Genomic DNA, 16259 nt, shown 5'->3' with positions numbered 1-16259 from the left:
CACTAGTGTTTATTGTTCAGTAGTAGTGAATTCATCATAGCATTCAGTAGTGTTTAATGCAAGGTAGTGATTTTAAAATAGTTCCATGTCACGATTTATCCCATAACTATTCGTTTAATGTTGATGCGCAACCGAAACGGTTTGTTTAGCTATAATTCAGCATACGCAAAAACCGGATCGGTTACTTCCGTCTGGAGGCGGATTCCGATCCGGTCTGTGAGATGATTTTTTGTATCAGCGGTTTACAGATTAATCCCTAAGTGTCGGTTAATCCTGAGCGTCCAGAACTTTAAGGTCTTCCACAGCAGGGCCCTCAATGACATGGCCTGCATAATTGTAGCGGGAACCATGGCATGGGCAATCCCATGAACGCTCCCCCTCGTTCCATTCGACTTCACACCCCAGATGAGTACAGGTGGTATCCACCAGAAACAGTTTGCCACTGGTGTCCTTGTAGGCGCCAGCCCGTTTGCCATTATGTCGAACGACAGCTCCTTCGTCTTCACCAATATCGCTAACATTTTTGTGAACAATGTCTACTTTACCAGAGATTAATTCCTTGGCTACATTGGCGTTCTCCACAATAAAGTTCTTCATGCCAGGATCTGCCTTGAATCTTGCTGGATCAAATACTTCAGCATGCGGATTGTCACGTCCGGTGATGCGATCTGCGAGAATATGACCGGCCATTGTACCAGTCGTCATGCCCCATTTGGCAAATCCAGTCGCGACATAGACGCGTTCATGTCTTCCAGTAATCGGTCCGATGTAGGGCACCTTGTCAATGGAGATCAGATCCTGGGCTGACCAGCGATAAGGAATGTTGCGAATACCGAATGTCTCCGCCGCGAACTGCTCCAGGCGTTCATAATGATCGAAGGTGGAGATACCTTGTCCGGTTTTGTGGTTTTCGCTTCCAAAGAGGATATGTTCCTTCCCGTCATATATAACAGAACGCAAGGAACGATACGGTTTATCATCAGAGACGTACATGCCGCCGGCATAAGGTTTCTCAGGTTCGACTAATACGGCATAAGAGCGGTCGGCATGCAATCGGGTGAAATAGAATCCAGGATCATAGACGGGAAAATGAGAAGCCACGACCACATGATCCGCTGTTACAGAAGGTCCATCGCTATAGGTTCTTACATGCAGTGAAGTATCTTCCTCTACATCCGTAACTGTCGTATACTCGTAGATCTGTACCCCGTGCTTTACAGCTGAATCGAGCAAGTAGTGCAGATAGGCCAGTGGATCAAATCGTGCCTGACCCGGCATACGAATGCCAGCTCTGGCTGGAACCGGAATAGGGAGGGGATCTACCCACTCGCCAGGGATATTCAGTTTGCCATAGGCAGTCAGTTCGACCTCCAGTTTTTTGAGATTCTCTTCGGATTGAATATAGACGTAGGCATCTTCATCCGCCCACTGACAATCAATCTGTTTTTCCTTGACCAGATTGCGCATCCACTTGGCAGCTTGAGCATTGCCTTCATAGTACATCCGAGCCTGTTCGTGTCCGAAGTGATGCATAATCTCATCGAATATGACGCCGTGCTGTGCTGATACCTTGGCAGTCGTATGACCAGTTGTACCATCTAATACTTTTCCCGCCTCCAGAACGACGACACGCATACCCGTCTGTGCCAGCAAATAGGCTGTAGTAATACCGGCAATGCCTGCACCAATAATGGCCACATCAGCGGTAATATCTTCTGTCAGTTTCGGATAGCTATCGAATTCATGTGTAGCACGCCACAGTGATTCCGGGACCGGGGGCAGACCCGTCTTGGGCTGCTGATTGTCACTCATTTTTTTTCCTCCTTGATTATCTTCAATCTATCGAAATGGGATGTTGTTCAGCGAAAGTCGTCATACTCTTATTCATGATTGCCAGACTATTCCAGAAAAAAACGATACTCTTCAGATTTTGCAGGGGGATGTTCACAATTTCCTGTGATGCACCTCTGTTTTTTTTGTTAAACATGCTATATGATAAGATTACCGAAACCGTTTTAGGTATATGAAAAAAAAGAGGTTACACAGCTATAAATGCTTATTATAAAAGGATTAATTTCCACATTGGAAGAACGAATACAGCCGAAATTATACGCGTTTTTTGCTAAGATATGTATTCGCTATCATTCCAACCAACTACCGATCACCAAAGGAGATTCCATATGACGACCAACCAAACGAAATATCCGTTTCAAGATACAGCACTAGAGTTAGACACCCGGGTGAAGGACCTTGTATCCCGCTTGACTGAAGATGAAAAAATTGAATCCATGCTGCAATATCAGCCGGCAGTAGACCGCTTGGGTGTACCTGCATACAAACATGGTACAGAAGCAGCACACGGTCTGGCCTGGCTTGGTGAAGCAACATCTTTCCCGCAACCGGTGGGGCTGGCATGCACATGGGATGCGGACCTGATGAAGGAGATTGGTTCCGTGCTCGGAGACGAGGCACGTGTATTTTACAAACGCAATCCGGCAGTGAACGGTCTTACGCTGTGGGCACCTACAGTGGATATGGAACGTGACCCGCGTTGGGGACGGAATGAAGAGGCTTATGGCGAAGATCCGGAACTGACAGCCGAGCTGACGACAGCATTGGTCAAAGGAATTCAGGGCGACCATCCGAAGTATTACAAAGCGGTCGCTACCTTGAAGCATTTCCTCGCCAACAATAACGAAGTGGACCGCGGAAGCGGTTCGTCCAGCATCGACCCGCGCAATATGCGTGAATATTATCTGAAAGCATTCGAGAAGCCGTTTAAGGAAGGCGGCGCACAATCCATGATGACTGCGTACAACTCCATTAACGGTACGCCAGCATTGTTGCATCCATTTGTGAACGAGATTGTCAAAGGCGAATGGGGCATGGATGGCTTCGTTGTCAGTGACGCAGGCGATGTGATGGGCATTAAGAACGATCATAAATACTATGATTCCCACACACCGGGTACCGTAGAATCTGTGAAGGCTGGAATTGATAGCATCACCGATGATGCTGAACTGTCCAAGCAGGCGCTGCGTGAAGGATTGGAACAAGGCACACTCACGATGGATGACATCGACAAGGCGTTGTTCAATACGTTCCGTGTGCGTTTCCGTCTGGGCGAGTTTGATCCGGAAGAGGGCAATCCTTACGCTGCTATTGGTGAAGAGTCCATGATGACGGAGAAAGCGAAAGGATTGTCCCTCAGAGCAGCGAGAGAACAAGTAGTGCTGCTCAAGAACGACAAAGGCACACTCCCGCTGGACAAAACAAAAGCAGGTAAAGTGGCTGTGATTGGTCAACTGGGTGGAACGGTCTATCGTGACTGGTATGCAGGTACCATGCCGTATAACGTATCCCCGCTTGAAGCGATCCGTGGCAAAGTAGGCAGCGACAAGGTTGCGTTCAAGGATGGAAATGATCGCATTACGTTAACTTCCATAGCCAATGGGAAGAAGATTGGACTGGCGGAAGGTGAGAAATCACCTGTTATTGCTTCGGGAGAAGCGGAGACGTTTATGGTGTCCGATTGGGGCTTCGGAAGTTATACCTTGCAGGCCGAAAGCAACGGCAAATATCTGACGACAGATGAAGAGATCGTTACAGCATCCGCAGATGAAGTGTATGGTTGGTTCGTGAAGGAAGTATTCCACCTGTTGCCACAAGAGGATGGCAGTGTGGGTCTGACCACATGGAATGGCAAAACGGTGACTGCACCTAATGGTGGAAACGATGCATTCGCAGTGTCTGAAGATCTGAAAACCTTCGGTGCCACAGAGACATTCAAGCAGGATATCATTGTGAATGGACTTGAGGAAGCGGTAGCAGCTGCCAAGGCTGCAGAAACGGCGATTGTCTTTGTGGGTAACAATCCGCTTGTAAATGGTAAAGAAGAGATTGACCGTCCAAGTCTGGATCTGGCCGAATCCCAGCAACGTCTGGTTGAGGCGGTCTATGCCGCGAACCCGAATACGGTTGTGGTCATTGTGGGGAGTTATCCGTTCACATCCAATTGGGTTCAGGAGAACATCCCGGCTGTACTGTATACTTCGCACGCAGGACAGGAACTGGGTAACGCAGTGGCTGACGTACTCTATGGCGACTATGCTCCAGCAGGCCGTCTGAACATGACGTGGGTCCAATCGGCAGATCAACTGACGGACATCAAGGATTACGATATCATTCAATCCGGTCGGACGTATCAATATTTTGAAGGCAATGTATTGTATCCGTTTGGACATGGTCTGACGTATGCGACGTTTAAATACAGCAATTTGGAACTTAGCCCAACTCAAGTGGGCACAGAGGGCAACGTTACGGTAACTGTAGATGTAACCAATACCGGTTCAATTGCCAGTGACGAAGTTGTACAATTGTACGTTCGTGCAGGCAAATCCCGGGTGAAACGTCCACTCAAAACGTTAAAAGGATTCCGTCGTCTTCATATCGAATCCGGAGCTACAGCGAAAGTCAGCTTCACCTTACCTGTGCAGGAACTGGCCATCTGGGATGTGACTCGTGATCGGTATGTCGTGGAAAGTGGAATATATTCCATCATGGTTGCCAAGTCATCCTCTGATGTTCAGCTGGTTGCAGACCTGACAGTAGAAGGAGAGACAATCCCTGCTCGTAATCTGAGTGTTGCAACTCGTGCTGAGAATTATGACGCTTATCTGGGTGTTGACCTGGATGAGAGCAAAGAGGGCGGAAGTGCTGTCCGTGTAGTTGGAGAGCAAGGATGGATTGCATTCAACGACGCAGATCTGGGTGTTGGTGCAACCGCACTGGAAGCTCGTGTATCCGCGGAACAGGCAGGCGCTATGTTGGAAGTGCGACTCGGCTCTCCGGAAGGTACGCTCGCAGGACGTGTGGAACTGACACAGGGAGAAGCCCAACAGTGGTCTACCGTGAAGGCGGGACTTACGGGTGTAGCAGGTACGCAGAATGTATACATTCTGCTGTCCGCAGGCGTACGCATCAGTCACTTCGAGATTCGTTAAGTCATATAGCTAATGAAGAAGCCTCCGAATACATTCGGAGGCTTTAGTTCGTTGTTCGCTATCAAATGCATTTTTTTACGTTCCATCAAATGTATCTTTATTTTCCGTCAAACGAAATCATTTTTTGCACAAATTGCTTCAATTGCTTGTTGGTTTCGTTCAATTGCTCGATCGTGCTCATGAAATTGTTTACGAGTTCAGCTTGCTCTTGGGAGCTCGCAGTGATCTCACCAAGTTCATTCTCCATGCCTTGAATGGATTGCCGAACCGAGAGAAGAGAATCTTCAATACGGGCCGTCGCTTCCTTGGTATCGACAGACAGTTTGCGAATTTCTTTGGCAACCACGCCGAAACCAGCACCTGCTTCCCCTACATGAGCAGCTTCTATAGCTGCATTCAAGCCGAGCAGATTGGTTTGTTCAGAGATTTCACGAATGAAGCTGGCAACTTGAGTTACATTTCCTGATTTCTGTACGGCTTGTTTGGAGTTGTTCCGGATCTCTTCGGTTGTGGCACTGAGTTCTTCGGAGTGCGCGGCTACGTGCTGTACACTGTCAATTAACTGGTTAGTCAGATTTTCGGTAGCATCCATGAGTTGTTGCAGCTGATCCTGATCATCCATACTGTAGAGCAGGTTAAACAGGGCGATGACTTCACCGTGTTCATTTTTGATGGGAATAAAAGCCACGTCAAAAGGAATGCCGAATAAATCTTTAGGGTAGTGATCGAATCTTTTTACTGTACCCCCGTTCAGATCTGCAAAATTTCGATTTCCATCCAACAGAGGGTCTCCGGGTTGATAATTCAGTTGCTTTAACGATTCCCCTGCTGAGAAATATAGGAATTTCTCATGATCAATAATGGACAGGGTTACATCCTGACGGATAGTGTCTCGAAAGAAAGGCATACATGTAATTAATGCTTGAACAATATCCATATAAAAGGTTAATCCTCCCTGGCTACCTTATGTAAACGGTTAAATTTTAAAAAGCTAAATTGATAACTACCTATATAATATATCATCATGCAATAGAGAAGAAAGTAGAGAGAAAGGATACAACATTTCTCTTTCAAATAGGCGACGCTACGTCAAAAAGACACGAGTCCTTGAGGACTCGTGCCTTACAACATACTGAGCTGTATGGTAACGACCTTTTGAGTGGCTAGTGTTGCACTGACATCAATCAAACGCTGATTCCGGCTGCCGCGGAAGGGCAGGGAGACATCACGCTCGGCTTCAACATATCGCCCGTCGATAATGACATCGCATAATCGGGCAAGCTCCGCTCTCACAGGGTCAGTGACCAGCTCTTCATATTCGAATCCCGTGTAAGCCCACACCGTCAGATCAGGACGTGAAGCGCGAAGCTGCTGAACCCAGGACGTACATTCTGCTGCCGAGAAAAAGGGATCACCACCACACAACGTAACGCCATCCAGCAAGGGATGGTTCGTCACTTCATGCAGAATCTGCTGCTGCCGCTCCTCTGTAAAAGGCTCACCTGCTCGAAAGCTCCACGAATCCGGACTGAAGCAGCCCGGACAGGCGTGACGACATCCGCTGATGAATAACACGGCGCGCAGGCCTGTCCCTTCATTCACCGATTCCGGGATGTAACCATACAGATTCACCGGTGCTTCACCCGATCCCGCACTTCGGCCTGCTTCGCAGCATTGAAGCGTACTTTGTAATCTCCAGTCAGATAACCCGTTACGCGGCGTAATCGCTGGAAGTGGACATGGTTCTCGTGGGCTTCGCAGCCTGGACATACATCCCCGATGACCCCTTCATAACCACATGCAGGGCAGCGATCAATGGGGTGATTAATGGAAAAATATCCGATATCCTGTGCCAGTGCATATTGCACGATCCGCAGGAAAGCGGCGGTGTTGGCTCGAACGTTCCCGTCAAGCTCCACATAGGAGATTGCACCCGCATTGCATAACGTATGGAACGGGGCCTCCAGTTCAATCTTCCGATAAGCTGGAAGAGTGTGATAGACCGGGATATGGAATGAATTCGTATAATACTCCCGATCATTAACTCCAGGAATGAGGCCATAACGCTCTCTGTCGATCTTTGTGAACTTGCCGGACAAACCTTCAGCAGGCGTGGCAAACAGGGTGATGTTCAGGTTATGCTGCTCGCTCATCCGATCACAGAACTCTCGCATGGTCCGAATAATGTTCAGCGCTTCACGATGTACATGCGTGTCCTGCCCATGATGACGCCCGTAGAGAGCTGTCATACATTCAGCGAGACCGATAAAACCAAGGGATAACGTACCGTGTTTCAGCAGATCCGCAACAGGTTCATTGGAAGCGAGTTGCTCTCCACCTTCCCATACACCCTCCCGCATCATGAAATCGGATGCCTTGGCAGGTTGCGCGGTCTGGATTCGGTAGCGATGTAACAGACCGTTAGCAGCATTATACATTACGGATTCCAGTGCGGTGTAGAATCCTGCCCGATCCGCAACGGCTCTGCTGCCTTGGCAGATACCAAACCGGATGCCGAGCTTAACCAGATTAATAGTGTTGAAGGACAGGTTACCCTTACCACTCTGGCGATTACGTCCAAATCGATCAGCCAGTGTACGTGTACGGCATCCCATGGTGGCGATGATCGTATCCGGATCTTCCGGATGATAGAAGGGGAGATTGAAGGAGGCATCCACATTGACAAAGTTGGGATACATCCGCCGGGATGAACAGGTGACTGCGAGACGGAACAAGTCATAGTTCGGCTCGCCTTGAGCCTGATTGATGCCCTGTTTGCACTGGAAAATATGTTGAGGGAACACGGGTGTCTCCCCGTTACCCAGACCGCGGATGGTTGCTTCCAGCAACGAGCGTGAAACCAACCGACCTTCCGCTGATGTACATAATCCATAGTTCAGTGAAGTGAACGGAATCTGACCACCTGCACGACTGCTCATCGTATTCAGGTTATGAATCAGCGATTCAGCAGCTTGTCCTGTCTCCAGTTCAGTCTCTTCATAGGCGAAGGCATACGCCTGCGGGCACTGATTCTTCGCTTCGATACTATCCAGATGAAGCTGTTCATCCCCGATCAGGACATTTTCACCGAAGAGACGTTGTCCTTTGCGGTAATGTTTGCGGAACGATCGCTGTACATAGGGAGCCAGATCCCAGTCAATCTTGTTGGCTGACACACCGCCATATTGACTGTTCTGTTGGGACTGGAAGATGATCGCAACCAGGGCCATGGCAGACATGATCGTCTGAGGTGTGCGAACCGATCCGTTACCTGTATTGAAACCTGCAGCCAGAAGACGGTCAAACGGGATAAAGATGCAGTTGGTCGTTCCGAGTGCATACTGATCCAGATCGTGCACGTACAGATCCCCGTTCTCCACAGCTTGAGCAAGCTCTTCCGGCAACACATGACGCAGAGCATGCCACTTGGCGGTCTCCGAACCGAGCCTGCTCATCTTGCCGCTGAAGGAGTCTCCGTTCAGATTGGCATTTTCCCTCAGCGTATCGGCATCTTCTGCGCCAATAATTCGTCTTCCCAGGTCGGATAATAGATCGGATGCCGGTGGAGTGGCATACTCAAGCATGTTCATGTAAGGTTCCTCCTAAAATGATTTGGATATCATTCAATTTCCGTATAACACTATATGTAGATTCTTCTCATCCATTTATAAACTATATGTGGTTTTTTTGGTGTGATAATGATCACATACCTTACAGGACAAAGTGGACTTTCCTTTAATTGCTGTGGATAAAGGTTCCTAAAGTCTGAGCGGAAGCGTATAATTTCTAGTTATCCTGCAAGCATAATATCCGAAGTCGGCCAAGATGGACTCTGATCAGTCTGAAAAGGCGTTTTCCCATAACTTTTCGTTTGTTAAACCATCCGTTAAGACCTGTTTTTGACCGCAAATGGGCAATAAGCAGGAGTATGATTCTCATATATTTCTACGGTGTTAATCATATAAGTATAGATTGTGACAGCTATTCGGATTTGACATTCTGCAAGGTGTCTCTTCTCTGATGCGCAGATGGGAGATGGATGTGCGTATGACTTCAGGTTCGAGTGTAGCGCATGAGTGGATCAAGGAAGGCTTCAAGCCGGATGTGGCCGTTGTAGATATGGGACTTCTGGAAGGCGGAGTAGTTGATTTTGTACATGAGCTGAAGCAGCGCGTGGAAAATCTGCCCGTCATTGTTCTGGTTCCCTATGGCATGCACATTGACCTGCATGAAGCGGAAGCCTTTGATGCTGTTCTGACGAAGCCGGTCAGACAAGCTGATCTGTTGAATGCATTGAGTATTACGCTGCCTTAATCGAGTAGACAAATTAAGGTATTCTCTTTTTAATTTTCCATTTTCTGAACCAAAACTCTTTTCATCCGAGCTGGTTACGTTACAATAGAATGTGAACTTCATCTTTATAACCAACAGAGGAGGATGTACATTGGATTATCGCAGATTGGGTGGAAGCGGACTGAAAGTAAGCGAGATCAGCTTGGGAAGCTGGCTGACGTACGGAGGGTATGTGGAACGTGAAAATGCGGTGAAATCAATTGAAACTGCATTCGATGAAGGCATTAACTTTTTTGACACAGCCAATGTATACGAACGGGGTGCAGCAGAAGAACTGCTTGGGCAGACGCTCAAAGCCTACTCCCGTGACTCCTATGTACTTGCAACCAAAGTATTTGGAAAAATGGGGGATGGTCCGAATGACCAGGGTCTGTCTCGTAAACATATCATGGAGCAATGTGAAGCCAGCTTGAAGCGCTTAGGCGCTGAATATGTGGATATCTATTATTGCCATCGTTATCATACAGAAACACCGATCGAAGAAACACTGCGTGCGCTTGATGACCTGGTACGTCAGGGCAAAGTATTGTATGTTGGCGTCAGCCAGTGGACTGCGGCTCAGATGGAAGCTGCTTTGGGTACAGCAGACCGCCTGCTTTTGGATCATATCGTGGTCAATCAGCCGGTGTACAACATGTTTGACCGATATATCGAAAATGAGATTATTCCGCTGGGTGAGCGCAAAGGCATCGGACAAGTCGTATACTCCCCGCTTGCTCAAGGTCTATTGACCGGAAAATATACGTCCGTTTCCGATATTCCGGAGAACAGCCGTGCTGCCAAGCTGGGCTGGGACGAAGGAAAGATCAATGCAGATCGCATCGGAAAAGTTCGTCAACTGATTGAGGTGGCGGACAAGCTGGATCTGAAGGTTGGCCAACTGGCCCTGGCATGGATTCTGCGCCAGAGCAACGTATCCAGTGCACTTGTAGGGGCGAGTCGTCCCGAGCAGGTGAAAGAGAACGCAGCTGCATCTGGCGTGAAGCTGGATGCTGCCATTGTCGAGGAGATTGAGCGTATTCTTGCTTAATCTCCTGTCAGCACACAAGATCGGATGATATATAATCATCCATAAGCAAAGGGATGTCCTGTACGCCTGAATGGCGAACGTGACATCCCTTTTTGTTAAGTGGAACATGACAGGTGATAACAGGCTTTAAAGCGTAAGAGGCAGAGAGCGAAGTGGTAAGTCACAGACGCGATTACGCCCTGTATTCTTGGCTTCATATAGTGCACGGTCAGCCTGTTCGAAGAAGTCGTTATCATCATGATCATCACAATGATCTGGATATACGGCTACACCGATGGAAATCGTTATTCGTATCGTGTGCCCGTCAGGCAGGGCAAATTGATATTTCTCTACCCCTTGCCGGGTCGATTCAGCGATAGCCATGGCCTGTCGGTGTCCACAATCGAGCAAGAGAATGGCGAATTCTTCACCACCGTTTCGTGACACGATATCAGTGGAACGCGCATGCTCAACGAGCAGTTGTCCGAGTTGCTTCAGAACCGCATCTCCCGCGGAATGACCGAAGGTGTCATTTACCTTTTTGAATCGGTCTATATCGATGGCAAGCAAGGACAGCTTTTGTTGGTATTCCCGCGCATGCTGAAGCTCCGATTGGAGTGACTTTTCGAACTGTCTTCGATTGCTCAGGTTGGTAAGATGGTCGGTAGATGCTCTTCTCTCCAAAAGGAATAACATTTCATTCGATTTATTAATAAATTCTGCGATGAAATAGATAAAAATCCCACCGACAAACGAAATCGTCATCTGTAACGGATATACCTTCATTAATGAATTCATGCTGTCCGTGTTCAACATAAGAATAATAAAGATCAACGTGATGCCCAGCAGGTTCATCGTAATAATTTTGGTCAGTCTGGACCAGGAAGCATAGGCGAAATATACACCGGACAATCCGATCAGAGTCATGATAAATCCGGCATCAATAGCAGAAGATGATATGCCGAACATCAGAATACGAAGAATTGAGATAACAAGTCCTGTAACGACCGAAGCCAGTCCTCCCAGATATACCGCTGCGGTAACGATGGGCAGATGCCGTAGATCTACAATCGTACTTTCGTTCAGAGGGAAGGAATAGTTCATGAGTACTGTGCCATATATGCCGAATAATAAGCCGCCGATCAACTGAACACGTAAGGAGGGAAAAGGCAATCGGATACTATAGAACTTGGCGATGATTCCGGACACATACATAAACGTAATCATGACACAGATATTGATGAAAAAAGTGCTTAACAACCGACATTCCCCCTTTTTACGCACATCTCTACATTTTATCTGAAAAATGGTGCTGTAGCGAACCATATTATCCCAAATCATTGAGGGGATTGCTGGGAAAGTTGTTTTTAATTCCATATCCGGGTTGTTGGCGTGGATATTGACTTCATTATACAATGAGATTTATACTTAATCTAAATCAAAATTCATCCCCTTTAACTGGGAAGACTATTGTAAGTAGAATATCAGCGTGTCTGATAACATATAAAATGCATTAATGATAAAGGAGAAATGATTGTGAGAACTTTAAATCTGACGATACAACGGCAAGCAGTATATGATGTGGTGCGCCATTCGGAAGATCACCCGACAGCTGCTGAGGTAATGAATCGACTCGTGGAACAAGGATATAACCTGGCCTATGGTACGGTATATAATTCCCTTCGTTATCTGACGGACAAAGAATTGATACGGGAGCTTAAACTCGGAGAGACAGCAAGCCGATATGATGCCCGCATGGATGATCACCAGCACATTATGTGTGAAGTGTGCGGCAAAGTGGACGAGGTGATGACGGAGGTTCCTCCACAATGGATGAAACAGGTAGCTGAGGAAACCGGATATGCAATCGACCATGCTCATGTGGTCTTTGGAGGTGTCTGCGGGGAATGCAGAAACAAACGGATCAAGTAAAAATAAAGCTGCCTGGCCGCCGTTTACCCATTCGGGTTAAACCCGCCCTGTCCGATTCAACACCTCTTGTGGACAATTGTCCTGTTACACGGCGTGTTATTCTGATCAGCCCGATGCCGGGGCAGGTGCACGAACTGGTTAAGGCCTTGACGGATAGCTGCTTCGATGTGCTGGTCTTTCACCGCTGGGAACCGGATCTGCATGAACGCCTTGTCTTCGATCTGTTGATCTATGATCTGTCGGTTGCCGGAACCATCGATGCATTTGCTGGGATCAGCAGCCGATTGAACCGGGAGGCAGAACACACAACGCCATGTCTGTATCTGGTCGGTGAGAAGATGATCGGCAGCGCGAGTGGACCGATGCTTCAGGAAGAGTTGTTGGTGTGGCCTGCACGTCCGCAGGAAGCTCTTTACCGGGTGCAACGTATGATTGGCAACAGTCCTGCTATGCCGAAACGTGGATTTTTGCCTGAGGAAGGGCAGCGTGTCGGATTCAAGGATCTATGGCTGGATCGTGAACGGATGAGTGTGCAGCGCGATAATAACCGGATTCATCTGACCAAGACCGAGTATGATCTGTTGCTCAAGCTGATCGATGCCAAAGGTGCAGTCATTTCCCGTGAGGAGATGCTCAGCGATATCTGGGAGACAGATTTTACGGGTGGAAGTAATGTGGTTGATGTTCATATCAAAAGTTTGCGCAAAAAATTGGGCGATAACGCGTCTTCGCCGCAATATATCGTAACAGTAAGAGGAGTGGGCTACCGCCTGGCGGATTAGTCCGCTTTTTTTATATCTATCGCTCACGTATGTTCATGCATCATTCATGATTGGATCAAGAACCTCATCGTAATCTCATGTGAACCTCATGCAACAGATGAATGGGACATGTTAGAATCAATTTAACAGTTAGATCAAGTCTAAATGTATATTTAAACCGAAGCCGAATATGATTTTAATAGTCGATATATAGCAGCCGTGAGACCCATTAGAGGAGGACGACATGATGACAGAACGTATGACAACCAATCAAGGTGCACCTGTAGGTGATAATCAGAATTCCCGCACAGCAGGCAGAAGAGGACCGACACTGCTTGAAGACTACCATCTTATTGAGAAAATTGCCCACTTTGACCGTGAACGCATTCCCGAGAGAGTCGTACATGCGAGAGGTGCCGGAGCCCACGGCGTATTCACGCTAGAGCAGAGTATGAAGGCTTATACAACAGCGGACTTCCTGCAAGATCCAGGTACGGAGACCGATGTGCTGGTTCGTTTTTCGACTGTTATTCACGGTACGGGATCACCAGAGACTGCACGAGATCCACGTGGATTTGCCGTCAAATTCTACACACGCGAAGGCAACTATGATATCGTGGGCAACCATCTGCCTGTCTTCTTCATTCGTGATGCCATGAAGTTCCCTGACATGGTTCACTCCCTGAAGCCAGCTCCAGATACCAACATTCAGGACCCAGCTCGCTATTGGGACTTTATGACCCTTTCACCGGAATCAACCCACATGATGACCTGGTTGTTCTCTGACCTGGGTATACCGGCGAATTATCGGGAGATGGATGGATTCGGCGTACATGCTTTCAAATGGATCAATGCACAGGGACAGGTCCACTATGTGAAGTATAAGTGGGAGTCTGCACAAGGGGTTCGAGGCTTCTCTCGTCAGGAAGCTGCCGAGGTACAGGGCCAGGACTTTAACCATGCTACCCGTGATCTTCGTGAACATATCAAGAACGGGCAATACCCGCAGTGGAAGCTTCAGGTACAACTATTGAAGCCTGAACATATGGATGATTTTGCTTTTGATCCACTCGACCCTACGAAGACCTGGCCTGAGGATGTACTCCCGTTCCATACGGTAGGAACTATGACCCTGAATCGAAATCCGCAAAACTTCTTTGCGGAAGTGGAGCAGGCTGCCTTTTCTCCAAGTGCGGTTGTACCTGGAATTGAGCCTTCTGAGGACAAATTGCTGCAAGGGCGATTATTCTCTTATCCGGATACACAACGTCACCGGCTTGGAACGAACTATTTGCAAATTCCGGTGAATTGCCCTTACGCACCCGTTCGTAACCATCAGCGTGATGGACTCATGAATGTGAATCAGGACCCATCTCCGGTGAACTATGAACCTAACAGTTCCGGGAACAGCCCGCAGGAAGATCCGGCATACCGGGACAGTCAGGTTCCGTTGCAAGGGTATGTTACACGTGAGAAAATCGAGAAAACGGATGATTATACGCAGGCAGGGGAGCTTTTCCGTTCATTTACCCCTGTAGAGCAGCAGCATTTGCTGGATAATCTGATCAATGATCTCAAGGGTGTATCTGTTGATATTCAAATGCGTGCCCTCTGCCACTTCTTCCGGGCCGATGGACAGCTTGGCGGACGTTTGGCTCATGGACTTGGCGTGGATATTTCTGCACATATGCCGTCACAGGATAGAAAATAAAACGCAGTCTGACCATGTACGCATAACATAATATAGGCTGATATTAAGGTGAAGGCCGGGCAGAACCGTGAAATTGCGGAACTCCCGGTCTTTATGCTTTTTTTGGTGAAATGGAAAACAAATTTACAAATCATTTACATAAAATAGCTGACATAGAGGTTGACTTCTCACTTGATGGCACTACAATGGGTAGTGTGAGGGGTGTCAGAATATGAGAATACACAATTTCAAAGTGGGTGAGCGTGGGCTCAACCGATTTTTCGGTCCGCTGGAGGCCAAGATCATGGACATTTTATGGGCTCGTCCTGGCAGTAGCATCCGTGAAGTGCAGACCGCACTTGAACAAGACAAAGACGTCAATTTTAATACAGTCATGACCGTCATGAATCGGCTCGTAGACAAAGGACTGCTTGGCAAGTCTCAAAAGGGCAGAACATCTTTGTACCAACCGGTACAGAGCAAGGAGGAGTTTATGAACGACCAATCCAAGGAACTGTCACATGAGTTGGTGGATGAATTCGGAGCGCTGGCATTAAATCATATGCTGGATGCCCTGGATGAAGCAGATGCGGGTCTGATTGAACGCCTGGAACAGAAGATCAAGCAGTGGAAAAAGGATAGCGATTAAGATGTGGAAGGCCCGCTCGAAGCTGTTGTTTACCGTCGGGTTTGGCATTCCGTTACTCGTGTTCATGCAGATGTTCATGTACGCGATGTACAAGATTTTTGGCTGGGATATCCCGTTTAATCTGCTCTGGCTCTGCAATCATTGGATGAGCCGACTGGGCTGGTTATCCGTGGGGCATTTTCTGCTCGCACTCGTCTTGCTGACATTCGCCGGAACAGGCTGGTTGCTTACGGTTCGCATGATGAAAACCAGGGCAGCTGTGCGTAAACTCCGTTCCATGGAGATCCGGGCACTGTCCCGTGAACTGGAGTCGAGATATCACCCTCTCGGACAGCCGGGATTCATTGTCGTGGACAAGCCATCCCCAGTTGCATTTACAATTGGTCTATGGAGACCTTGTATCGTACTCTCCACAGGGCTTCTGACGATGCTTGATGCAGAAGAGGAGACTGCGGTTGTGTATCATGAAGTCCACCATCTGTGGCACCGTGACCCACTGAAAACCACGCTGCTGTCGGTATTTGCAATTATGATGCCTTATATTCCCGTATTGAAGCATACGTCGAAACATTACAATATCGTGAGAGAGATTCTGGCGGATAATGAGGCCATTGAGCGTACAGGAAACGCGGCAGGTATTGGCAGTGCTTTGCTCAAGCTGCTCCGTGCTTGTCCTGAACCTTGGGGAGCAAAAGAACTAACTGTTCAATCGTCATTTGCGGATACGTCGGTAAATGTCCGAATTTCACGTCTGCTGGACCCGGAACAGGACGTTACGCTGAGATTGCCACGCTACGCCGTTCTGATGTCGGCTACCGTTTTCCTGTTGCTGTCTATCTTGTTTGTTTGGTCCATTGGATGA

General features: G+C 47.9%; 13 protein-coding genes. 8 read left to right on the top strand and 5 right to left on the bottom strand.

Annotation, left to right across the window (positions count from 1 at the left end; all coding sequences use genetic code 11):
* Positions 1–267: 267 nt before the first annotated feature.
* Complete coding sequence (locus AC4G47_RS28420) at positions 268–1812, bottom strand: FAD-dependent oxidoreductase (RefSeq protein WP_491103854.1); 1545 nt, start codon at positions 1810–1812, stop codon at positions 268–270.
* A gap of 368 nt (positions 1813–2180) precedes the next feature.
* Here AC4G47_RS28420 and AC4G47_RS28415 point away from each other — a divergent pair, with 368 nt between their 5' ends.
* Positions 2181–5003, top strand: coding sequence for a glycoside hydrolase family 3 C-terminal domain-containing protein (locus AC4G47_RS28415; RefSeq protein ID WP_491103853.1), 2823 nt, complete (start codon positions 2181–2183; stop codon positions 5001–5003).
* Positions 5004–5100: 97 nt separating this feature from the next.
* Here AC4G47_RS28415 and AC4G47_RS28410 read toward each other — a convergent pair whose 3' ends face one another.
* The 3 genes from AC4G47_RS28410 to AC4G47_RS28400 all read right to left on the bottom strand — a co-directional run bounded on the left by AC4G47_RS28410 (position 5101) and on the right by AC4G47_RS28400 (position 8593).
* On the bottom strand, positions 5101–5940 hold the full coding sequence (locus AC4G47_RS28410) for a methyl-accepting chemotaxis protein (RefSeq protein ID WP_491103852.1): 840 nt from the start codon (positions 5938–5940) through the stop codon (positions 5101–5103).
* A gap of 185 nt (positions 5941–6125) precedes the next feature.
* Positions 6126–6635, bottom strand: coding sequence for an anaerobic ribonucleoside-triphosphate reductase activating protein (gene nrdG / locus AC4G47_RS28405; RefSeq protein WP_491103851.1), 510 nt, complete (start codon positions 6633–6635; stop codon positions 6126–6128).
* Positions 6632–8593 carry an anaerobic ribonucleoside triphosphate reductase gene (locus AC4G47_RS28400; RefSeq protein WP_491103850.1) on the bottom strand — a complete coding sequence of 654 codons (1962 nt, stop codon included), beginning with the start codon at positions 8591–8593 and terminating at the stop codon, positions 6632–6634. The genes nrdG and AC4G47_RS28400 overlap by 4 nt, the downstream gene beginning before the upstream one ends.
* Before the next feature lie 406 nt (positions 8594–8999).
* On the opposite strand from AC4G47_RS28400, the gene AC4G47_RS28395 reads away from it, so the two are divergent.
* Positions 9000–9317: a response regulator gene (locus AC4G47_RS28395; protein WP_491106818.1), complete on the top strand. Its 318-nt coding sequence runs from the start codon at positions 9000–9002 to the stop codon at positions 9315–9317.
* A 130-nt stretch (positions 9318–9447) separates the two neighbouring features.
* Positions 9448–10386, top strand: coding sequence for an aldo/keto reductase family protein (locus AC4G47_RS28390; protein WP_491103848.1), 939 nt, complete (start codon positions 9448–9450; stop codon positions 10384–10386).
* Positions 10387–10512: 126 nt separating this feature from the next.
* Here AC4G47_RS28390 and AC4G47_RS28385 read toward each other — a convergent pair whose 3' ends face one another.
* The gene (locus AC4G47_RS28385) at positions 10513–11625 is read right to left on the bottom strand and encodes a GGDEF domain-containing protein (RefSeq protein ID WP_491103846.1); all 1113 of its coding nucleotides are present in this window, start codon (positions 11623–11625) and stop codon (positions 10513–10515) included.
* A gap of 276 nt (positions 11626–11901) precedes the next feature.
* On the opposite strand from AC4G47_RS28385, the gene AC4G47_RS28380 reads away from it, so the two are divergent.
* The 5 genes from AC4G47_RS28380 to AC4G47_RS28360 all read left to right on the top strand — a co-directional run bounded on the left by AC4G47_RS28380 (position 11902) and on the right by AC4G47_RS28360 (position 16259).
* Positions 11902–12297 (top strand): Fur family transcriptional regulator, encoded by a 396-nt coding sequence (locus tag AC4G47_RS28380; RefSeq protein WP_145324627.1) that lies wholly within the window; start codon positions 11902–11904, stop codon positions 12295–12297.
* Positions 12273–13079, top strand: coding sequence for a winged helix-turn-helix domain-containing protein (locus AC4G47_RS28375; RefSeq protein WP_458124424.1), 807 nt, complete (start codon positions 12273–12275; stop codon positions 13077–13079). The genes AC4G47_RS28380 and AC4G47_RS28375 overlap by 25 nt, the downstream gene beginning before the upstream one ends.
* Positions 13080–13305: 226 nt before the next feature.
* Positions 13306–14769, top strand: a complete 1464-nt coding sequence (locus AC4G47_RS28370; protein ID WP_491106817.1) for a catalase — start codon at positions 13306–13308, stop codon at positions 14767–14769.
* A 211-nt stretch (positions 14770–14980) separates the two neighbouring features.
* Positions 14981–15397, top strand: coding sequence for a BlaI/MecI/CopY family transcriptional regulator (locus AC4G47_RS28365; protein ID WP_017691824.1), 417 nt, complete (start codon positions 14981–14983; stop codon positions 15395–15397).
* Position 15398: 1 nt separating this feature from the next.
* Positions 15399–16259 (top strand): M56 family metallopeptidase, encoded by an 861-nt coding sequence (locus tag AC4G47_RS28360; protein ID WP_491103843.1) that lies wholly within the window; start codon positions 15399–15401, stop codon positions 16257–16259.

The organism is Paenibacillus sp. Negev47 (assembly GCF_058313655.1).
Note: the sequence above shows the minus strand (reverse complement) of the source record. Positions and strands in the feature narration are given on the sequence as shown.